This is a genomic window from Sphingomonas insulae (genome assembly GCF_010450875.1).
GTDB classification, from domain to species: Bacteria; Pseudomonadota; Alphaproteobacteria; order Sphingomonadales; family Sphingomonadaceae; genus Sphingomonas; species Sphingomonas insulae.
In genome coordinates, this window is sequence record NZ_CP048422.1 from 1289412 (window position 1) to 1309894 (window position 20483).

General features: G+C 67.4%; 15 protein-coding genes and 2 pseudogenes. 8 read left to right on the forward strand and 9 right to left on the reverse strand.

Annotated elements, in window-relative coordinates:
- Positions 1 to 84: 84 nt before the first annotated feature.
- The 4 genes and pseudogenes from GTH33_RS07730 to GTH33_RS18155 all read right to left on the reverse strand — a co-directional run.
- Entirely contained in the window at positions 85 to 1305 is a 1221-nt protein-coding gene (locus GTH33_RS07730; protein WP_163957924.1) for an HlyD/EmrA/EmrK family protein, read from the reverse strand.
- On the reverse strand, positions 1302 to 2717 hold the full coding sequence (locus GTH33_RS07735) for an efflux transporter outer membrane subunit (RefSeq protein WP_249055073.1): 1416 nt from the start codon (positions 2715 to 2717) through the stop codon (positions 1302 to 1304). The genes GTH33_RS07730 and GTH33_RS07735 overlap by 4 nt, the downstream gene beginning before the upstream one ends.
- Positions 2714 to 2899, reverse strand: coding sequence for a hypothetical protein (locus GTH33_RS18150; RefSeq protein WP_249055090.1), 186 nt, complete (start codon positions 2897 to 2899; stop codon positions 2714 to 2716). Before GTH33_RS18150 ends, GTH33_RS07735 begins: the two co-directional genes overlap by 4 nt.
- 70 nt (positions 2900 to 2969) lie before the next feature.
- Positions 2970 to 3182: pseudogene (locus tag GTH33_RS18155) on the reverse strand (MarR family transcriptional regulator); the annotation flags it as partial.
- 128 nt (positions 3183 to 3310) lie between these two features.
- On the opposite strand from GTH33_RS18155, the gene GTH33_RS07745 reads away from it, so the two are divergent.
- From GTH33_RS07745 to GTH33_RS07765, 5 genes are all read left to right on the forward strand, one after another.
- Entirely contained in the window at positions 3311 to 5830 is a 2520-nt protein-coding gene (locus GTH33_RS07745) for a DegT/DnrJ/EryC1/StrS family aminotransferase (RefSeq protein WP_163957926.1), read from the forward strand.
- Entirely contained in the window at positions 5827 to 6879 is a 1053-nt protein-coding gene (locus GTH33_RS07750) for a glycosyltransferase family 2 protein (RefSeq protein WP_163957927.1), read from the forward strand. The genes GTH33_RS07745 and GTH33_RS07750 overlap by 4 nt, the downstream gene beginning before the upstream one ends.
- A 69-nt stretch (positions 6880 to 6948) precedes the next feature.
- Positions 6949 to 9765, forward strand: a complete 2817-nt coding sequence (ileS, locus tag GTH33_RS07755; protein WP_163957928.1) for an isoleucine--tRNA ligase — start codon at positions 6949 to 6951, stop codon at positions 9763 to 9765.
- Positions 9758 to 10267: a signal peptidase II gene (gene lspA / locus GTH33_RS07760; RefSeq protein WP_163957929.1), complete on the forward strand. Its 510-nt coding sequence runs from the start codon at positions 9758 to 9760 to the stop codon at positions 10265 to 10267. The genes ileS and lspA overlap by 8 nt, the downstream gene beginning before the upstream one ends.
- A complete protein-coding gene (locus GTH33_RS07765; protein WP_163957930.1) occupies positions 10260 to 10673 on the forward strand; it encodes a DUF3035 domain-containing protein in 414 nt (137 codons plus the stop codon). The genes lspA and GTH33_RS07765 overlap by 8 nt, the downstream gene beginning before the upstream one ends.
- A 47-nt stretch (positions 10674 to 10720) precedes the next feature.
- Here the strand turns inward: GTH33_RS07765 and GTH33_RS07770 are convergent, their stop codons facing one another.
- The 4 genes from GTH33_RS07770 to GTH33_RS07785 all read right to left on the reverse strand — a co-directional run bounded on the left by GTH33_RS07770 (position 10721) and on the right by GTH33_RS07785 (position 15661).
- Positions 10721 to 11929 (reverse strand): mechanosensitive ion channel family protein, encoded by a 1209-nt coding sequence (locus GTH33_RS07770; RefSeq protein WP_163959732.1) that lies wholly within the window; start codon positions 11927 to 11929, stop codon positions 10721 to 10723.
- A 59-nt stretch (positions 11930 to 11988) separates the two neighbouring features.
- The gene (gene metC, locus GTH33_RS07775) at positions 11989 to 13164 is read right to left on the reverse strand and encodes a cystathionine beta-lyase (RefSeq protein WP_420853553.1); all 1176 of its coding nucleotides are present in this window, start codon (positions 13162 to 13164) and stop codon (positions 11989 to 11991) included.
- Between the two features lie 34 nt (positions 13165 to 13198).
- Entirely contained in the window at positions 13199 to 14053 is an 855-nt protein-coding gene (locus GTH33_RS07780; RefSeq protein ID WP_163957932.1) for a sulfurtransferase, read from the reverse strand.
- A gap of 63 nt (positions 14054 to 14116) precedes the next feature.
- Positions 14117 to 15661, reverse strand: a complete 1545-nt coding sequence (locus GTH33_RS07785) for a cryptochrome/photolyase family protein (RefSeq protein WP_163957933.1) — start codon at positions 15659 to 15661, stop codon at positions 14117 to 14119.
- Between the two features lie 28 nt (positions 15662 to 15689).
- Between GTH33_RS07785 and queF the strand changes: the two genes are divergently transcribed.
- The 3 genes and pseudogenes from queF to GTH33_RS07800 all read left to right on the forward strand — a co-directional run bounded on the left by queF (position 15690) and on the right by GTH33_RS07800 (position 19868).
- Positions 15690 to 16136: a preQ(1) synthase gene (gene queF / locus GTH33_RS07790; RefSeq protein WP_163957934.1), complete on the forward strand. Its 447-nt coding sequence runs from the start codon at positions 15690 to 15692 to the stop codon at positions 16134 to 16136.
- Positions 16137 to 16259: 123 nt separating this feature from the next.
- Positions 16260 to 18532: pseudogene (locus tag GTH33_RS07795) on the forward strand (glycosyltransferase family 4 protein).
- A 52-nt stretch (positions 18533 to 18584) separates the two neighbouring features.
- Positions 18585 to 19868 carry a glycoside hydrolase family 130 protein gene (locus GTH33_RS07800; RefSeq protein ID WP_163957935.1) on the forward strand — a complete coding sequence of 428 codons (1284 nt, stop codon included), beginning with the start codon at positions 18585 to 18587 and terminating at the stop codon, positions 19866 to 19868.
- A gap of 336 nt (positions 19869 to 20204) precedes the next feature.
- Here the strand turns inward: GTH33_RS07800 and GTH33_RS07805 are convergent, their stop codons facing one another.
- Positions 20205 to 20384, reverse strand: a complete 180-nt coding sequence (locus GTH33_RS07805; protein ID WP_163956796.1) for a hypothetical protein — start codon at positions 20382 to 20384, stop codon at positions 20205 to 20207.
- Positions 20385 to 20483: the final 99 nt, after the last annotated feature.

Below are 20483 nucleotides of genomic sequence, written 5' to 3' on the forward strand. Positions count from 1 at the left end.
GCGCCGTGCGGAGTGCCTTCCCGTCCCGGACGGGTGCGGAAGAGGCGCCACAGGTGGTGGAGGGTGAGGACAAGCGCGACGTCATCAGCGGTTGGCGGCGATGATCTGGCGGATGCGGGCTTCGACCGCGGGGTCGCTGCCGTCGGTGGGCTTGCGGCCATAGGCCTGCGATGCCGCGCGACCGAGGCGCGTGCCGTTGAGATCCGCGGTATCGACGGTGGCATTGACCGACAGGCCGACGCGCAGCGGATTGCGGTTCAATTCGCGCGGGTCGAGGGCGATCCGCACCGGCACGCGCTGAACGATCTTGATCCAGTTGCCGCTGGCGTTCTGCGGCGGCAGCAGGGCGAAGGCGTTGCCCGAGCCGGCACCGACGCCGATGACGCGACCGTGGAACACCAGGTCGCCGCCGTACATGTCGGCGGTGATCGTCGCCGGCTGACCGATGCGCAGGTCCTTGAGCTGCGTTTCGCGGAAGTTCGCATCGACCCACACCTTGTCGAGCGGCACGACGGCCATAAGCGGGGTGCCGGGTGCGACCTGCTGGCCGATCTGTACCGTGCGCTGCGCGACGACGCCGTCGATCGGTGCGACGATGTGCATATGACTGCGGGTGATCGCCGCGCGGCGATAGGCGGCGGCGGCGGCCAGCACGGCGGGATTGGTGCTGGTGTCGGTTCCCTGCACCGCCGAGCGCGACTGGGCCTGCTGGCTGGTCGCGAGGTTCAGGTTGGCGCGCGCGACCTTCACCGCGTCGGCGGCATGCGCGAGTTCCTCGCCGGAGATCGCGCCTTGTGCCGCAGCGCCCTGACGACGGGCATAGTCGGCCATGGCGGCGGAGAGCTGCGCGCGCGCCTGGACGACGGCAGCGCCGCTTTCCGACACCTTGCTGATGTCGGCGCGGGTGGCGCGGACGGCGCGGGCGAGTTCCGCTTCCGCCGACGCGAGCGCGACGTCGGCGGTCGCCGGATCGAGGTCGAGCAGCGGCGCGCCGGCCTTCACCGTCTGGGTATTGTCGGCATGGATGGCGGTGATCTGACCCGGATCGCGCGCGGTGATCGCGACGACGTCGCCGGCGACATAGGCATCGTCGGTTTCCTGTTCCGGCTTGGCCAGCAGGAAGTGGAATACCGCCCAGACGATCGCCGCGATGGCGATGACGACGCCCAGGATCAGAAACGCGCGGCGGCGGGTGCGCGGTTTGCCGCCCTCGCGGGCAGGCTGGGGCTGGGGCTGGGGCTGGGATTGGGAGTCAGCGTCATCCCTGGGCTGGTCGGGCGACGCGGAAGGATGCGTATCGGTCATCGGCGGGGTTCCTGCGGAATGAAGCCGCCGCCGAGCGCCAGCACCAGCGCGACGCGCTGGCGGGCCGCTTCGGCAGCGAGATTGGCCTGGGTGAGTTCGGCGTCGAGTAGCCGGACGTCGTTGTCGACGAGATCGAGCTTGCTATCGAGGCCGCTCGAGACGCGGATCGCGTTGAGGCGGTTGGTTTCGCCGAAGCCGCGCACGACCTCTGCGGTGCGTGCACGTTGCTGGGCAAGGTTGCCGACCAGCGCGATCGCATCCGCCGCTTCGCGTATCGCGCCGACGACGCGCCCGTTGTAATCCGCGGTAGCGAGGTCGAGCGCGGCCGTGGCGCCGGCAAGGTCCGCCTTGAGCCGGCCGTTGTCGAACAGCGGCAGGTGGATCGCCGGGCCGGCACCGACCGTGCCGGCATCGAGGCTGAGGAGGTTGCCGAGGCCGACGGCCTGAAAGCCCGCGAGGGCGGCGAGATTGACGTTGGGATAGAAAGCGCGCCTTGCCACCTGACGCCCGGCCGCGGCGGCATCGATGCGGGCGAGGCCGGCGGCGATGTCCGGACGGCGGGCGAGCAGGTCGGCGGGCACCTGCGCCGGCACCGGCAGGGCGGCATCGAACGCCAGCGTCGCCGGGCGGATCGCCGCCGCATAATCCGGTCCACGACCCGCCAGCGCGGCGAGGGCATTGGTGGCGAGTGCGCGGCTGCCGTCCGCCCGGACCAACGCCGTGCGCGCCTGCGACAGCAAGGTCTGCGCCGCCACGGCCTGCAGATTGCTGGCCAGGCGGTTGCGGATGCGGATGTTCACCAGTCGCAGCGAATCCTCGCGCGTGGCGATGGTTCGGCGGGCGATCGTCGCTTCCGCCTCGGCGCGGGCGAGATCGATATAGGTCTGCACCACCGAGCCGGCGATGGCGAGGCGGGCGGCAGCGAGGTCGAGCGCCGCGGCCCTGGTCGAGGCGCGTGCCCCCTCGATCGCGGCCTTTTGCCGACCGAACAGGTCGAGGTTCCAGTTGAGGTTCGCCTGCGCCTGGCCGACGAAGCGGACGGTGCCGGCATAAGGCGGCGGGATGGTGTAGCGGCCGGACAGGCGGGCGACCTGCGCCGATCCGTCGATGGTCACGTCGGGCCCGTCGTCGGCGCGGCGACTGGACAGCACCGCCTGCGCCTGCGCCACGCGGGCGAGTGCCGCGTCGAGCGTGGGATTGCCGGCCGTGGAATCGGCGACCAGCCGGTCCAGCTGTGGATCGCCGAACCCGGTCCACCAGGTGTCGGCGATGGCCGGCGCGGCGGGGCCGGTCAGGCCGAGCGTCGCGGGCGGAATCGCGGTGACCGCAGGGGGATCGTGCGGGACGGAACAGGCGGCGAGGATGGTCGACGCAAGCAGCGGGACCAGCAGAAGGGGTTTGGCGAGGGTCACGCGGGGGCGCTTTCGTCGAAGGTCTGTTGCATGGTGTCGCGAAGTTGGCCGAGGAGGCGGATCAGGTCGTTGACGTCTTGTGCGTTCCACCCGTCCAGCCAGTCGTTCCATACGTCGATGACGGCGTCGCGGACCTTGATGGCAATGGCGCCGCCCGATGACGTCAGGGTGACACGAACCAACCGGCGGTCGCCGTCCGCGCGCGCGCGTCACCCAGCCACGTTCCTCCAGCGTGTCGACCAGCCGCGTCGTCGCGCCCTTGTCATGGCCAAGGTCGCGCGCAATCTCCGCACAGGTCGACGCGCGGTCGAAATGCAGGGCGACGAGCGCGCTCCACTGGGTCTTGCTGATATCGTGCGCCGCGAAAACCGGTTCGAGCGCGGCCGTGCCGAGCTGTTCCGAACGGCGGATCAGATAGCCGATCGACATGTCGGGATGGAAGTTCGAATCGGAGTAGAACGGCATATGGTTGCCATGGCAATGGTTGCGAAGGCAGTCAATAGTGTTGCGCAATGTTGCTGGCGTGGCGGCGCTAACCGGTTCTTAGGGGCGCGGCGTTAGGCGGGCGGATCGACTTGCAGGACGCTTGGCCCATGGAATTTCCGCTGATCGCGCCCAATCCTCCGCGACTGAGCGCCTTGACCGCGGGGCTGCACCGGATCGAGGCTTCGGGCGTGTTCAGCAACAACGGGCCGGAGGTGCAGGCGTTCGAGGCCGAGATCACCGATCGCCTGTTCGGCGGCACGGGTGCCAGCCTGGCGGTGTCGAATGCGACGCTGGGCCTGATGGTGGCGATCCGCCAGGCGGCGGGACTGTATCCGAAGCCGGGCACGCTGGCATTGATGCCGGCGCTGACCTTCGCCGCGACGGCGCAGGCCGCGATCTGGGCTGGCCTCACCCCCCTGATCTGCGACGTCGATGCCGAGACCTGGGCAGCCGACCCCCGGCAGGAAGAAGCGCTGCTTGCACGCCATGCCGGACGCATCGGGGTGATCGTTCCTTATGCGACGTTCGGCACGGCGATCGATCTCGATCGCTATGCATGGTTGGCCAAGCATTATCAGGTCGGCGTGGTCGTCGATGCGGCGGCGTCGCTGGGGACGCTCGATGACGACGGACGCGGGTTCGGCACCGGTGCGCCCTTCGCGATCGTCTATTCGATGCATGCGACCAAGACGTTTTCGGTCGCGGAAGGCGGGCTGATCCACAGCGTCGACCACGGATTGATCCACCAGTTGCGCAGCATGATCAACTTCGGGTTCGAAGCGGGGCGCAGCGCGACGCTGCCCGGCATCAACGCCAAGCTGCCCGAAGTGATCGCGCTGATGGCCCGCGCCAAGCTCGCCGACATCGATGCGGTCTGCGATCATCGCGCGGCGATCGACGCGGCCTATCGCGACGCACTGCCCGCCTTTGCGGTGCAGCGGCGGCACGGACGGCGGCAGGCGACGCAGTTCATGCCGGTGTTGCTGCCCGAGGGACTGGCACCGCATCGGGCGGCGATCGCGGCAGCGCTGACCGAAGACGGCGTGGGCGTCGGGCAGTATTTCAGTCCGCACATCGGCCAACAGCCGCTGTTCCAGGCCATCGCCGAGGTGGAACCGACACCGGTCGCCGACGCGATCGGCGCACGGATGTTGAGCCTGCCCATCACCGATGCGATGACGCCGGCCGATGTGCCGGTCATCGCGGAGCGGCTGGTGCGGGCGATCGAACGGGTGGCGGACAGCGCCATGCTGCGGGTAGGAGCGGCGAGGATGATCGCGACGCGCGAGATGATGGGGACGGTGGTGATCGGCGGCGGACCCGCCGGTACCGCGATGCTGACCTCGGCCAGTAAGCAGAACAAGCTGGTTCCTCTGGTCGAAGCCGGCCTTGCGATCGTCGAACGGCGGCCGCGGATGGGCGCTGGCGAGCTTGGTCATTATGCCATCCGGTCGGATACCACGGCGGAGACGTTCCTGTCGGCGGTTAGGAACAATCCGCATCCCGAGCTGGCGGCGCTGGAGCATCACCCGGCCGGGCAATTGATGCAGCGCTACGTCGCCGAACTGGGAGCGCCGCTGACCGACACGGCGCCGCTGCTGTCGGTGACGGCGGACCGGCTGGCGGACATCGTGGCGGCGCATGGCGGCGAGGTGCTGACCGGGCATGACGCGATCGGCGCCCGCCGCACGGCCGACGGCGGCTGGATGACGACGGTGAGGGATGCTGCCGGCGCGACGCGGACGTTGGTGTCGCGCAACGTGGTGGTTGCCACCGGCGGCTACCAGACCGACGAACAGGTCGCGGCGAAGCGGGTGGCGGGGGTTCCGCTGGGCACGCTGGCCGGCAAGCGGCTGATGCGGTCCGACGCCTTGCTGCGGCTGGGCGGTGTCGAGCAGGTGCGCGAACGGCTGCACGGCCACGCATCGCCCAGGGTTGCCATCATCGGGGCGTCGACCAGCGCGATCGCGGCGGCGGTGCTGCTGCTGAAGAGCCAGCCCGGCTTCGCGTTCGGTGCGGGGGCGGTGACCATCCTGCATCGACAGCCGCTGAAGCCCTTCTACCCGACGATCGCGGCGGCGCATGCCGACGGCTTCCACGATTTCGACGAGAACGACATTTGTCCTGTCAGCGGCTTCGTGTTGCGCCTCGCCGGGTTGCGGCTGGAATCGCGCGAACTGGTGGTGCGGATGCTGTCGCTCGGCGGCCGGACGCCCGATCCACGCGTGGCGTTGCACCGGATCGCCGGCGACGGCGATGCGGCGGCGAGGCGCATCGTCGCCGGCGCCGATCTGGTGGTGGGCGCGCTCGGCTATCGACCGCGGGCGATGCCGTTGTTCGATGTCGACGGCGCGCCGCTGGCGCTGGCGCATCACGAAGGACGGCCGATGGTGGACCGGCATTGCCGCATCCTCGATGCCGCCGACCGGCCGGTACCGGGCGCATATGGCATCGGCCTGTCCGCGGGATTCGTGCCGTGGGGACGGATGGGCGGCGAGGCGAGCTTTCGCGGACAGGCCAACGGGCTGTGGCTGTGGCAGAACGACGTCGGCCAGATGATCGTCGACCAGTTGCTAGGGCTCGGACAGCCCGATGCGATGCCGGCGGACGTCCGGGCGGCGGCGTGACCGATCCCGTCGTCTCCGTCGTCGTTCCCAGCTACAATGGCGTCGCCTTCATCGGCGAAACGCTGGAGTCGCTCGGGCGGCAGACGTTGCGGGAGTGGGAGGCCATCGTGATCGACGATGGTTCGACGGACGATACGCGCGCGCTCGTCCGCGCCTGGCCCGATCCGCGCGTTCGCCTGATCGAGCGGGCCGAGAACGGCGGCCCGGTGCTCGCACGCAATGCGGGGATCGCCGCGGTGCGCGGGCGCTACGTCGCTGGCCTGGATCAGGACGACCTGTGCCTGCCCGATCGACTGGCGCGGCAGGTCGCCTATCTGGAGGGGCATCGCGATGTCGTGCTGGTCGGATCGCAGGCCCGGCAATTGCGCGACGGACGGGTGTCGTCGATGCAATATGCGCCGCTCACCACCCCGGACTTGATCGCATGGTTGACCTGGATCGAGAATCCGATCGTCTGGTCGACGGTGATGATGCGTACCGACGCTGCGCGCTCGCTGGATCCGTTCAGCCGGCCCGAGCTGATCTATGCGGAGGATTTCGACCTCTACCACCGCATCGCCCGGCTTGGCAGACTTGCACGACTGGACGAACCGCTGTTGCTGTATCGTCAGCACGCTGGCGGCGTGTCGAAGCGCTTTATCGCGACCATGCAGGCCAGCGCGACGCGGGTGCTGGCGGAAGCGCATGCCGCGGTGCTCGGCGAGGCGGAGGCGGCTGCGATCGCGCCGTTGCTGGTGCGGCACAATATGGGGGGCGAGCCGGTACCCGACCGTCTGACGCTGATACGCCTCGGCAACGGCATCGCGACATTGCAGGCGGCGTTTCTGGAGCACGTCCGGCCCGATGCGGAGGGACGCAAGCTGATCCGCTGGGAGACGGCGCGGCGCTGGGCGCGGATCGGTCGTGCCGGCCTGCGATCGGGTCAGGTCGGCTTGCGTGACATCCTGGCAGCCCGGCCGCCACACCTGGGCCTGGGCTATGCCGGGCTGGAGACGTTGCTGTGGAGCGGTGCGATCGGGGCGGTCCGCCGGATGCGGCGACCCGCCTGATCGGTCGGGCGTGAGGCCGACAATCTACGCATGACGTGGCGGTCAACCCGCGCTAATGCCGCACCACCTATGACCGACGCCCCCGATACCGCCGCCAACGCTCCCAAGGACTGGCGCGACACCGTCTTCCTGCCGAAGACCGATTTTCCGATGAAGGCGGGCCTCGCCGCCAAGGAGCCGGCGATCCTGGAGCGCTGGGCGAAGATCGGCGTCTATGATCGGTTGCGCGAGCAGCGCGCCGGACGCGAGCGGTTCGTCCTGCACGATGGCCCACCCTACGCCAATGGCGACATCCACATGGGCCATGCGATGAACAAGGTGCTGAAGGACATCATCGTTCGCAGCCAGTCGCTGATGGGCAAGGATGCGCCATACGTCCCCGGCTGGGATTGTCACGGCCTGCCGATCGAGTGGAAGGTCGAGGAAGCGTATCGCGCCAAGAAGCAGAACAAGGACGAGGTGCCGGTCGCGCAGTTTCGCGCCGAATGCCGCGCCTATGCCGACCGCTGGGTAGGCGTGCAGCGCGACCAGTTCCAGCGGCTGGGCGTCATGGGCGACTGGGCCGACCCCTATCTGACGATGAACTACGACGCAGAGGCGACGATCGTCGGCGAGCTTCTCAAGTTCGCCGAGTCCGGCCAGCTGTATCGCGGCGCCAAGCCGGTGATGTGGTCGCCCGTCGAGAAGACCGCGCTGGCCGAGGCGGAGGTCGAATATGAAGACATCGTCTCGACCCAGATCGACGTCGGGTTCGAGATCGCCACCGCACCCGAAGCGGAGATCCTGGTGGGCGCAATCGCGGTGATCTGGACGACCACGCCCTGGACGATTCCGGTCAACCAGGCGCTCGCGTTCAATCCTACGCTCGATTACGTGCTCTTCGGCTGCGGCGGAAAACGCTATCTCGTCGAAGAGAATCTGATGGGTGCGTTCAGCAAGCGCACCGGCATCAAAATGGAAGAATTCGTGGCGTTGGTGAAGGGGGCCGCGCTGGAAGGCGCCACCGCGCACCATCCGATGCATGCGCTCGGCGGATTCTTCGCGCGGCCGCGCCCGTTCCTGCCGGGCGAGTTCGTGACGCGCGATGCGGGTACGGGCCTCGTCCATATGGCGCCGGACCATGGCGAGGACGATTTCCTGCTGTGCAAGGCGCACGGCATCGATCCGGTGTTCGCCGTCGACGGCGCCGGCATGTATCGCAGCGACTGGGGCTGGCTTGGCGGGCAGGGCAGCGTCATCAACAAGAAGTTCGTGAGTGCCGACGGCCCGATCTGCACCGACCTGCGCGCCGCGGGCGCCTTGCTGTCGGCGACCGACGATTTCGCCCACAGCTACCCCCATTCGTGGCGGTCGAAGGCGAAGGTGATCTTCCGCGCGACGCCGCAATGGTTCATCCCGATGGATCGTCCGATCCTGAACGGCGGCGAAGGCGCTGCGAGCAATGGCGCAACCCTGCGCGAGACGGCGCTCGACGCGATCGAGCACACCCGCTGGGTGCCCGAGCGCAGCCGCAACCGCATCCGATCGATGGTCGAGGGGCGGCCCGACTGGGTCATCAGCCGGCAGCGTGCCTGGGGCGTGCCGATCGCGCTCTATGTCGACCGCGTGAGCGGCGAGTATCTGAACGACCCCGCGGTCAACGCGCGCATCATCGCCGCCTTCCGCGACGGTGGTGCGGATGCGTGGTTCACCGCGGATCATCAGGCGCTGCTCGGTTCCGACCATGCCCTCGCGGATTATGAGCCGCAGAACGACATCCTCGATGTCTGGTTCGACAGCGGCTCGACGCACGTCTTCACCGTCGAAGCACGCTATGGCGCAGACGTCCGCGCCAACCTGTACCTGGAGGGCAGCGACCAGCATCGCGGCTGGTTCCAATCGTCGTTGCTCGAAAGCTGCGGCACGCGTGGGCGCGCGCCGTATGATGCAGTGCTGACCCATGGTTTTGCGCTCGACGGGCAGGGGCGCAAGATGTCCAAGAGCCTCGGCAATGTCGTCGATCCGCTGAAGGTGATCGGCGAGAGCGGTGCCGACATCCTGCGCATGTGGGTGGCATCGACGGACTATTTCGACGACGTGCGGATCGGCAAGGAAGTGCTTGGCACCGCCAGCGACGGCTATCGCAAGCTGCGCAACACCTTCCGCTACCTGCTTGGCGCGCTCGACGGCTTCGACGAGAGCGAGCGGGTCGAGGTGGAGGCGATGCCCGAACTGGAACGCTACGTGCTGACGCTGCTCGGCCAGCTCGATATGGACCTGCGCGAGGCGGCGGATGGCTATGAGCTCAACCGCTACCTGCGCCGCCTGACCGATTTCGCCAATGAAGACCTGTCGGCGTTCTTCTTCGATATCCGGAAGGATTCGCTTTACTGCGACGCGGCGGCCGATCCGAAGCGGCGCGCGTACCGGACGGTGCTCGACACGCTGTTCCATGCCCTGGTGCGGTACGCGGCGCCGATCCTGTGCTTCACTGCCGAAGAGGTCTGGCAGGCACGCTTCCCGAGCGAGGACGGATCGGTGCATTTCCTGGAATGGCCCGAACTCCCCGCACTGCCCGGCGACGAGCCGCTCGGCACCGATTGGGCGGACGTACGCAGGCTGCGTGCCACGGTGACCGAAGCGATCGAGCCGTTGCGCCGCGAGAAGACGGTGCGATCGAGCCTGGAAGCCGACGTGACGGTGCCTGAACTGCCGTTGTCCGCCGAGGCTCTGGCGGAGACGTTTATCGTGGCGCACGTCGGCAAGGGCGAAGATGTGGTGGTCGCCCGCACCGATTACCTGAAATGCGGACGCTGCTGGCGGCATCTGCCCGAGGTGCAGGCGGACGGTATGCTGTGCGACCGATGCGCACAGGTGGTCGGCGAAGGCGCGGCCGGCCATGCGTAACCCCCCCGTCGCGGGCCTCGTCACCGCCGCGATCCTGTTCGTCATCGATCAGGCGTCGAAGTTCGCCGTCACCGACGTGCTGCAGCTCAACGAGCTGACTGCCGAGCGGGTGGTCACGCCGTTCTTCAACCTCCGGTTCGTCGCCAATCACGGCATCTCGCTGGGGTTGCTGCACGCCGACAGCAACACGATGCGTTGGGCGCTGGTGGCGATGACCGGTGCGATCGCGGTGGCGGTCGCGGTATGGATGACGCGCGAACCCAATCGCGCCGACCGGATGGCGTTGGGTGCGATCCTGGGCGGTGCATTGGGCAATATCGTCGATCGCGTGCGGTTCGGCTATGTCGTCGATTTCGCCGACCTGCACCTTGGTGACTGGCGTCCGTTTCTCGTCTTCAACGTCGCCGATGCGGCGATTACCCTCGGCGTGCTGGTGCTGCTTGTCCGCGCGCTCCTGATGCGCGACAAGCGCGATGTTTCCTCGGAGAATCCCCATGCGTAAGTCAGTTCCGATTCTCGCCGGCCTCGCCTGCGTCGTTCTCCTCTCGGGCTGCGGCAAGCGTGGCTATGACCGGGCGCGGCCCGATGAATTCGCCGTGGCGCGGCAGGCGCCGCTGGTGATCCCGCCCGATTATTCGCTGGTCCCGCCGCAGCCGGGTGCCGCCCGCCCGCAGGATAATGCAAACACCGCCCAGACGCTGGATGCGCTGTTCGGGGGCAATACGCAGCGTTCGGCGGCCGAGAACGGCGTCGTCGCGCAGGCCGGCGGCGACACCGCCGATGCCGGAATCCGTTCGTCGGTCGGCGATCCCTCGACCAACGTCGTCGACAAGGGTGCGACGACGCGCGATATCGTCGCGGCGCCGGAGGGCGATGGCCAGGACGCGCGCGCCTCGACGACGAAATAAGTGGTGGATAGCCGTCATCCCGGACCGATTCCGGGATGACGGGGGCGTCAGTCTTCTCGTCGACTGCGGATATAGATTTCTTGCCGCGGCACCGGCACCACGATGCCGTGTTCCTTGAACAGCCACCACAGGCGATTGAGCACGTCCGAGCGGACGTTGCCGACGCCGCTTTCCGGGTCACTGATCCACGCCAGGATTTCGTGCTCGACAGCGTAGTCGCCATAGGACGTCAGCCAGACGTTGGGCTTTGGGCTGTTGAGCACCCGTGGCGAGTCGGTGGCCGCCTTCAGCATCAGCTCCTGCGCCAGCCGCAGGTCACTCTCATACGCCACCCCGACCGCGATTCGGACGCGGACGTTGCGGTTGGTGAAGGACCAGTTCTCGACCTCCTGGGTCATCAGGTTTTCGTTGGGGATCAAATGTTCTTTTCCGTCGCGGGTCAGCACCGAGACGGCGCGGACGCCGATCTTGTTGACCCAGCCGAAGCTGTCGCCGACGACGATCACGTCGCCGGGCTTGATCGACCGGTCCATCAGCAGGATGATGCCCGCGATCAGATTGCCGATCGTCTTTTGCAACCCGAAGCCGACGGCAAGGCCGAACGCGCCGGAGAACACCGCAAAGGCGGTAAGGTCGATGCCGAGCAGGTCGATGCCGACGAAGAAGGCGGCGATGACGACGCCGATCGCCGCGATCTTTTGCCCGAGCAGCTTCTGCGTCGCATCCAGCCCGTGCGAGCGGCCGATGGCATGGCCGATGATCCGGTTGGCAAGGCGCACCAGCGCGATCAGCGACACCGACACGATCAGGATCGTCACCAGCGCCAGCAGCGAGAAGCGGCGTGAGCCGACGTTGAAGCCGACGAGGTCGAGCGTGTCGCTGATCGGCTGCAACCCGCCGACCGACCGGCTGAACAGCCCGACGAACAGGATCGCGGCGACCAGCCACGATGCCCAGCGGGGAATGCCGAGACCGCGCAGCAGCTGATGCATGAACAGCGCCGTCGCCGCGCCCAGCGCCAGCCCGATCGGCATGCCGGCGAGCGGATGCCAGCCATGCGCGTTCGCCAGGATGGCGAGGGCGAGCGCACAGCTGCCATGGCGGACGATCAGGCACATGCGCGGCCCGAGCCCTTCGGCATGGTTGGCGACATGCGCCTTCCACGCGGCGGCGAGCCGCGGGCCGATCGTACGGCCCGCCAGCACGCCGAGCGCGAGGCAGAGCAGCACCAGCCCGCCCGCCGCGGCGGCTTCCATCGCGTCCGGTCGGGTCGGCAGCGGCAGGCCGGTGACGAGCCACCAGCCGCGCAACGTGTTCACGCGCGCGCGTCCGCGAATGCGGCGAGGCCGCGGTCGAGGTCGGCGATGAGGTCGGCGGGATCCTCCAGCCCGATCTGCAGGCGCACCATCGGCCCGGCATAGTCGCGCGGCGCGGCGGTGCGGATGCGGGCGGGATCGGCGGGGATGGCGAGGCTTTCGAAGCCGCCCCAGCTATAGCCGATGCCGAACAGGTCGAGGCGGTCGATCAGCGCCGCGCGAGCCGCTTCGTCGCCGCCCTGCAACACGAACGAGAACAGCCCGCTCGACCCCTTGAAGTCGCGCGCCCACACGTCGTGGCCGGGGCAGGATGGCAGAGCGGGGTGGAGCACGGTCGCAACCTCTGGCCGGTCCTGCAGCCAGCGGGCGATCGTCAGCGCGCTGCGCTGATGCTGGGCGAGGCGCACCGCCATCGTGCGCAGACCGCGGCTGGCGAGCCAGCTGTCGTCGGGCGAGGCGACCTGCCCGAGCTGGAAGCTCATGTCGCGCAGCCGGGCGAAATGGCCGGGTGCGGCGGTGACCGAACCGAGCATGACGTCGGAATGACCGACGACGTATTTTGTCGCGGCCAGGATGGTGAGATCGACGCCCCGTTCGATCGCGGGGAAGAACAGCGGCGTCGCCCAGGTATTGTCGAGCAGGGTCACCAGCCCGTGCGCCCTGGCGACGGCGACGATCGCGGGCACGTCCTGCACCTCGAACGTCAGGCTGCCGGGGCTTTCCATGAAGATCGCCCTGGTCGCCGGACCGATGAGATCCGCTATCCCCGCGCCGATCAGGGGATCGTAGAAGCGCGTGGTAATGCCGAAGCGCCGGAGCAACTGCATCGCCTGGCCGCGGGTCGGATCATAGGCGCTGTCGACGAGCAGCAATTCGTCGCCGGGCGACAGCACCGACAGCAACGCCGCCGCGATCGCGGCCACCCCCGAGGGGTAGAGGAACGTCGCCTCCGCCCCCGGCTCCAGCGAGGTCAGCGCGTCGGCGAGGCTCCATTGCGTCGGCGTGCCGCGGCGGCCGTAATAGAGGCGGTGGTGGGTATCGCGGCCGGCATTGGCGCGCAGGTCGGCGATGCTGTCGTACAGGATCGTCGATGCGCGCCAGACCGGCGGGTTGACGATGCCGCCGGTCCATTCCCGGCGGCGGCCAGCCTGGACGACGCGGGTGGCGTCGCCCAGGGTATCGTCGGTGTGCGTGCGGTCGGTGTCGGCGTTATCCGTCAACGGTTTCCCTGGCTCCCATGGCCTTGGGCGTCGAGCGGTCCGCTCCCCATTCCGACCAGCTGCCGTCGTAGAGCGCGGAGCCCTTGCCCAGCAAGTGCAGACCGAAGGCCAGCGTCGATGCGGTGATGCCCGAACCGCAGGTCAGCGCGATCGGCCTGTCGAGATCGATGCCGGCGCCTTCGAACGCAGCCTTCAGCGCTGCGCCCTGTTTCCACGTGCCGTCGTCGTTGAAGATCCCGGTGTACGGCAGGTTCTTCGATCCCGGGATATGGCCGGCGTGCGTAGCGGGGCGCGGATCGGGCTCTTCACCGGTGAAGCGGGCGGCGGAGCGGGCGTCGAGCACCTGTTCGGCGCCGCTGTCGACGTTCGCCTTCATCTGATCGAGCGTGCGCACGGTCTTGTCGTCGGCCCAGACGGTGAAGTGGCGATGGCGCAGCTGTTCCTTGCCGCTGGCCGTCTCGCGCCCCTCGGCCTGCCATTTGGCGAGACCGCCGTCGAGGATCGCGACATCGTGCGCGCCGAAGGTACGGAGCATCCACCATGCGCGGGCGGCGGTGTGCCAGGGCGAATTGTCGTAGAGGACGATGCGGCTGCCATCGCCGAGGCCGAGGCTTTGCATCCGACTGGCGAATTTCTCCGCGGTCGGCAGCATCATCGGCAGGTCGCTGTCGGTATCGCGCAATTCGCCGAGGTTCATGAACACCGCGCCGGGGATATGCGCCCGTTCGTAATCCGCCGCCGCGTCGCGTCCCAGGGCCGCATCGACATATGTCGCATCGACGATCCTCAGGTCGCTTGCACCGAGTTCACCGGCCAGCCATTCGGTGGTCACCAACGCGTCCATCACTCTCTCCATTCACGTATACGTTCAACGTCGGGCTACGCTGGGGAGGAGTGCCCGTCGGCATCAATAGCCGTCATCCGCCGCCGTGTCGAGGCTCTGCAAGAATATTGCGGATTGGGAGAGTGTTTCGTTGCGTGATTGCGCAGATTGCTTCGCCCACGTACTATATGGCATGCGGAGCCGGGGGTTGTTGCCGAGCTTGTCCTGGTGGCGCGCCAGGAAATCCCAATAGAGCGCGTTGAAGGGGCAGGCATCCTTGCCGACGCGCTGCTTCACGTCGTAGCGGCAATGCCCGCAATAGTCGCTCATCCGATCGATATAGGCGCCGGACGATATGTAGGGCTTCGATCCGAGCAGGCCGCCGTCGCCGAACTGGCTCATGCCCAATGTGTTGGGCAATTCGACCCATTCGTAGGCGTCGATATAGACTTCGAGATACCAGCGATGGACCTCGGCCGGATCGGCGCCGATCAGCAGCGCGAAATTGCCGGTGACCATCAGCCGCTGAATATGATGGGCATGCGCGGTGGCGAGCGTCTGGCCGATCGCCTCCTTCAGGCAATGCATGTCGGTGTCGCCGGTCCAGTACCAGCCGGGGAGCTTGCGGTGATGGTCGAGGAAGTTGCGCGAGACGTAATCGGGCCCCTCGCGCCAGTAGATGCCGCGCATATATTCGCGCCAGCCGATGATCTGGCGGATATACCCCTCGACCGAATTGAGGGGTGCGCGACCGGCGCGATATTCCGCCTCTGCCCGGCGGCACAGGTCGATGGGATCGAGCAGGCCGGAATTGATGTAGGGCGACAGGATCGAATGCCACAGGTGGCGTTCGCCGGTGAGCATCGCATCTTCATAGTCGCCGAACTGCGGCAGCGCGTGTTCGAGGAAATACGCCGCCTGTCGTTCCGCATCGGCGGCGGTCACCGCATAGTCGAAGCCGTCGAGGCTGCCGGGGTGATCGGCGAAGCGATCGGCGACGAGCGCCAGCACGTCTTTCGTGACCCGATCGGGCGCAAAGGCATGGGGGCGGGGCATGAACAGGTCGTTCTTCGCTGGTTTCCGGTTGTCCTTGTCGAAGTTCCAGCGGTCGCCGACCGGCTTCTTGCCGTCCATCAGCAAGCCGGTCTTGCGGCGCATGTCGCGATAGAAGAATTCCATGACGAGCTGTTTGCGTCCGCTCGCCCAGGCGTCGAATTCGGCATGGCTGCACAGGAACCGATCGTCGGCGCGAATGTCGACCGGCAGGCCGAAGATCGTTTCCCAGCTGTCCAGCATGGCGGCGACGCGCCATTCGCCTGCCTCCGTCACGACGATCCGGTCGGGGGCGTGCCGTTCGACGGCGCGGGCAATCTCTCCGGTGAAACTGCCGGCGTTGTCGGGATCGTCGAGGCGCACGTAGTCGACCTGCCACCCGGCATCCGCCAGCGCGCGGGCATGATGCCGCATCGCAGCGAAGATGTAGGCGATCTTCTGCTTGTGGTGGCGCACGTAGGTGGTTTCTTCCGCCACCTCCATCATCAGGACGATGGCGTCGGCGGGGTCCGTGTCCCGCAACGACGACAGGGTCATGGTGAGTTGGTCGCCGAGAATGGGAACGAGCGTTTTCATCGGGCCTCTGGCATCCTACATGGCGGGCATGACCCCTATGCACCTCGGCCAGTCCAGCCAATTGCCCGCCTCTCCGGAAGAGGCGGTGCTCGATTATGTTCCCAATCCGCGCGTCGGATCGACCTATCTGGTGCGGTTCGCGGTGCCGGAATTCACCTCGCTTTGCCCGGTCACCGGCCAGCCCGACTTCGCGCATCTGGTGATCGACTACGTGCCCGGCGAGACGATCGTCGAGTCGAAGTCGCTCAAGCTGTTCCTGGGTGCATTCCGCAATCACGCAGGTTTCCACGAGGATTGCACCGTCGGTATCGGGCAGCGCCTGTTCGACGAAATGGCGCCGCGCTGGCTGCGGATCGGCGGTTACTGGTATCCGCGCGGGGGCATTCCGATCGACGTGTTCTGGCAATCGTCCGCGCCGCCGGCCGACCTGTGGCTGCCCGATCAGGGCGTTGCACCGTATCGCGGGCGAGGTTGAGCGAAATCAGGATGATGGTCTGGTTGCAGTGCAACATCTCTGCAACCTTTCCAGCCGTTGCGTGTTCATCTGAATGCAAGGTTGTGGCTCGGCCACTCGTATTGCACCAGAAGAGGAACGGGCATGGGCACGACTGCGACAAGCGGCGAAGCGATCAACCATCTGGCGCTGATCGGAAACTTCCTGCCGCGTCAATGTGGCCTCGCGACCTTTACCACCGACGTCTATCAGGCGATGCGCGATCGCTTCCCGGACCTGCGCGTCGACGTCTATGCCATGGACGATCACCCCGGCCGTTACGATTATCCGTCGGCCGTGGTCGGTGCGATCCCCCAGCACGAATTGAGCGCGTACCTGTCGACCGCCCGCACGATCGAATCGAGCGGCGCGCAGGCGATCTGGGTGCAGCACGAATATGGCATCTATGGCGGCCCGGCCGGCGAGCATCTGCTGGCGCTGCTCGATCGCACGACGTTGCCGGTGATCGTGACGCTGCACACGGTGCTGGAAAAGCCGAACGCCGACGAACGCCGGGTCCTGGAGGGCCTGTTGCGTCGTGCCGCCAAGGTGGTGGTGATGGCCGAACGCGGGCGCGATATCCTGCGCCGCGTCTACGGCGCCAATCCGCGGCAGGTCGCGATGATCCCGCACGGCGTGCCCGACCGGTCGTTCGTCGACCCCGAGACGCTGAAGCCGCAATTCGGCTGGCAGGGGCGCGATGTCGTGCTGACGTTCGGCCTGCTCGCCCGAACAAGGGCATCGAGACGATGATCGAGGCGCTGCCCGCGGTGGCGGAGCGGCACCCGAACCTCCTCTACGTCGTGCTTGGCGCGACGCATCCGAACCTCGTCGCGCATGAGGGCGAGGCGTATCGCGACCGGCTGAAGGCGCTGGCCGCGCAGTTGGGCGTCGGCGACAACGTGGCGTTCATCGACGGGTTCGTCGAGCATGACGAGCTGATCAACTATCTGCAGGCGGCGGACATCTATGCGACGCCCTATCTGAACCCAGCGCAGATCACGTCCGGCACCTTGTCCTATGCGATCGGCGTGGGCAAGGCGGTGATCTCGACCCCGTACGTGCATGCGACCGAGATCTTGGCGGACGGCCATGGCGTGCTGGTCGATTTCAAGGATGTCGCCGCGTTTGCGCGCGAGATCGACCGGCTGCTGTCGTCGGCGCGCGATCGCACCCGGCTGGCGCAGCGGGCATACGACCGTGGCCGCACGATGATCTGGCCGCGGCTGGCCGAGGCGACGCTGCACGAAACCGAGGTCGCCGTCGCCGGACGGCCGCGCCGGCTGGCCCAGGCACCGCAGGCGATGAAGGCGCTTAAGCCGGACTTTGCGGCGGTCGAGCGGATGAGCGATGCGACCGGCATGCTCCAGCATTCGATCTATTCGGTGCCCGATCGCCGCCATGGCTATTGCATCGACGACAATGCCCGCGCGCTCATGCTGATGAGCGCGATGGACGACCTCGATCCGGTCGAGCGCGACAAGTGGACGACGATCTATGCCTCGTTCGTGCAATATGCGTGGAACCCGGACGAGCGGCGGTTCCGCAACTTCATGAACTTCGACCGGACCTGGTGCGAGGACGTTGGCTCGGAGGATTCGAACGGCCGCGCGATCTGGGCGCTGGGCGTCACCGCGCGCGACGGCAAGGACCCCAAGCATCGCGACTGGGCACGGGCGATGTTCGATGCAACCGCGAGCCTGGGCCTCGACCTGGGATCGCTGCGCGCGCAATCCTTCGCGATGTTGGGTGCGGCCGCGATGCTGGAGGCATCGCCGGGGCATGAACTGGCGCGCTCGATCCTGGAACGCTTCCCCGACGACCAGATCGCGTTGCTGGATGCCGCGCGGCGGCCGGAATGGCAGTGGTTCGAGATCGTGCTGGCCTATGACAATTCGCGCCTGCCGCAGGCGCTGATCGTTGCCGGACAGGCGCTGGGTCGCCAGGATCTGGTCGCGTGCGGCCTCGAGACGCTGGACTGGATCGTCGCCAAGCAAACCTCGCCCGAGGGTCGCTTTCGCGCGGTCGGGACCGAGAGCTTCCACCGGCCCTATGCCGAGCCATTGCAGTTTGACCAGCAGCCGCTGGAGGCGCAGGCGACGGTGGATGCGTGTCTGGCGGCGTTCCGCGCGACCGACGATCTGCGCTGGGTGGCGGAGGCGGAGCGGGCCTATGGCTGGTACCTCGGCCAGAACGACCTCGACCTGCCGCTCGCCAGTCCGCTCGACGGGGGCTGTTTCGACGGCCTGATGCCGACCGGTCTGAACCGCAATCAGGGCGCCGAGTCCATTTTGGCCCTGCAACTGGCCAGTTGTGCGATTTCGGGGGTTTCAAAATCGGTCCAAGGCGTGGCAGGGACGGCGCGCGTCGTCGCCTGATCCATCGGGCGCCGGCGGCGTCTGACACCGACCGGCGAGGCTACGAACCGCGATGGACCTGTTTACCCACCGCTTGCGGCTGCATGCCGATCCGTCCCGCGTGGTCGTCCGGCCGTTCCACATCGCGTGGGGCGGCAAGGGCGGCGCACCCAACCGGACCGAGCGCCTCGTCGGCGAAGTGCTCGAGATGTCGGGCGAGGACGCGCGCGAACAGCTCGAGACGGTGCTGAAGGATTTCGAGGCGCGCCACTGGCAGACCCGGCGCGTGTTCATGACCCGCTACGACGAGATCGAGGACCTGCTGGGCCTCGACGGGCGCGATATCGGCGATGAGAAGCGGCAGCTGATCGGGGCGTATTTCTGCCACGAATACAGCTATGCCGCCGCCGCGCTGATGAACCCCAGCGCGGTGCCGCATTTCGACCAGACCGGCATGCCCGAGGGGTCGATGCGCATCCTGATGAGCCTGCGGTCGGTGGGCGAGGGGCATATCTCGTCCGTCGCGTTCCGCGAGGGGATCATCACCGAGGGCAACGAGCTGAAGCTGGCGCCCGAACCCCCCTTCGCCACCGCGACCGACGTCATCGGCGAAGGCGAGGACGAGATGCCGGAGGGGCCGGTGACCGTCTGGCGACATCGCGATTCGACGCTGTCCGGCACCGTGATCTTCCCGATCACGCAGGCGCAGTCGAAGGGCCTGGAGGATCTACGCATCGTACATTTCCGGCACGAGGACGGCAGCTACGAATGGATCGGCACCTACACCGCCTATAACGGGTCGGTGATCCAGTCCGAACTGATGCGGACCCGCGATTTCCGCGCGTTCGACCTGGTGCCGATGTCGGGTTCGGCGGCGCGCAACAAGGGCATGGGCCTGTTCCCGCGCAAGGTCGGCGGGCAATATATGATGATCGGCCGGCAGGACGGTGAGAATCTATTCCTGCTGAAGTCGGATCGCATCGACCATTGGGACGAGGGCGAGAAGATCCTGGCGCCGCTCTATCCGTGGGAATTGGTGCAGATCGGCAATTGCGGACCGCCCATCGAGCTGGACGAGGGCTGGCTGCTGTTGACGCATGGCGTCGGCGCGATGCGCAAATATTCGATCGGCGCGGCGCTGCTGGACAAGGACGATCCATCCAAGGTGCTGGGGCGGACGCGCGAGCCGATCCTGGCGGCGAAGGACCAGGACCGCGAAGGCTATGTGCCGAACGTCGTCTACAGCTGCGGCGCGATCAAGCATGGCGACACGCTGTTCCTGCCGTACGGCATCGCCGACAGTTCGGTCGGATTTGCGTTCGTGAAGATCAAGGACCTGCTCGCCGCGATGATGTGAGCGGTTGGTGCCCGGTGGCCCCGCCGCTGGCGTCCTTGCAGCGAGGGTCGATCTTGCGGACGGGGCGTTCCGTACTGCTTGCCGCGACGGCGTGAGCTGGGGCCAAAGGCGCGCCGCCATTCGGGTCATTCCCATGAACGCCCTTTCGCGCGGATGTGCGCGTCGGGCGATCTAGGCTTGCCGGCCGCGGTGAGCGTTACATTGGGGGCGTCGCCCGTCAGCCTCTCGCGGCATCCTGTCGTCGGCGGTCCCGCGGAGCGTGGCATCGATGATGCACTCTGCCGGCATCGATCGCGATACCCGAGCCCGACGGTCGTCGGGGCAACCGGGTGACGCTCAGCGCGGGTCGGTGCGGTCCTTGGCAGCCGGGATCTGCGACAGCTTGGTCAGCAGCAGCGGAATGTCTTCGGTGATGTAGGTATCGGTCGGAACCGGCAGCACGGATTGCAGCGTCCTGCTGACGGACGCCAGACGGTCGCGATGCTGGTGGGGTGACGATGTCACGAGGAATTCCATGTTACGCATACGGCAAACCCGGCAATCGCCGGCCGGGGGGGGAGGGCAGGGCGATCACCGGGTTCGGAGGGGATAACGGCGAACCGGCCACAGCGTTCC

Coding starts and splice junctions, on each gene's coding strand:
- GTH33_RS07730 (WP_163957924.1), bottom strand. CDS start 1,305: ATGACCGATACGCATCCTTCCGCGTCGCCCGACCAGCCCAGGGATGAC.
- GTH33_RS07745 (WP_163957926.1), top strand. CDS start 3,311: ATGGAATTTCCGCTGATCGCGCCCAATCCTCCGCGACTGAGCGCCTTG.
- ileS (WP_163957928.1), top strand. CDS start 6,949: ATGACCGACGCCCCCGATACCGCCGCCAACGCTCCCAAGGACTGGCGC.
- lspA (WP_163957929.1), top strand. CDS start 9,758: ATGCGTAACCCCCCCGTCGCGGGCCTCGTCACCGCCGCGATCCTGTTC.
- GTH33_RS07765 (WP_163957930.1), top strand. CDS start 10,260: ATGCGTAAGTCAGTTCCGATTCTCGCCGGCCTCGCCTGCGTCGTTCTC.
- GTH33_RS07770 (WP_163959732.1), bottom strand. CDS start 11,929: ATGGAAGCCGCCGCGGCGGGCGGGCTGGTGCTGCTCTGCCTCGCGCTC.
- GTH33_RS07780 (WP_163957932.1), bottom strand. CDS start 14,053: ATGGACGCGTTGGTGACCACCGAATGGCTGGCCGGTGAACTCGGTGCA.
- GTH33_RS07785 (WP_163957933.1), bottom strand. CDS start 15,661: ATGAAAACGCTCGTTCCCATTCTCGGCGACCAACTCACCATGACCCTG.
- queF (WP_163957934.1), top strand. CDS start 15,690: ATGACCCCTATGCACCTCGGCCAGTCCAGCCAATTGCCCGCCTCTCCG.
- GTH33_RS07800 (WP_163957935.1), top strand. CDS start 18,585: ATGGACCTGTTTACCCACCGCTTGCGGCTGCATGCCGATCCGTCCCGC.
- GTH33_RS07805 (WP_163956796.1), bottom strand. CDS start 20,384: ATGGAATTCCTCGTGACATCGTCACCCCACCAGCATCGCGACCGTCTG.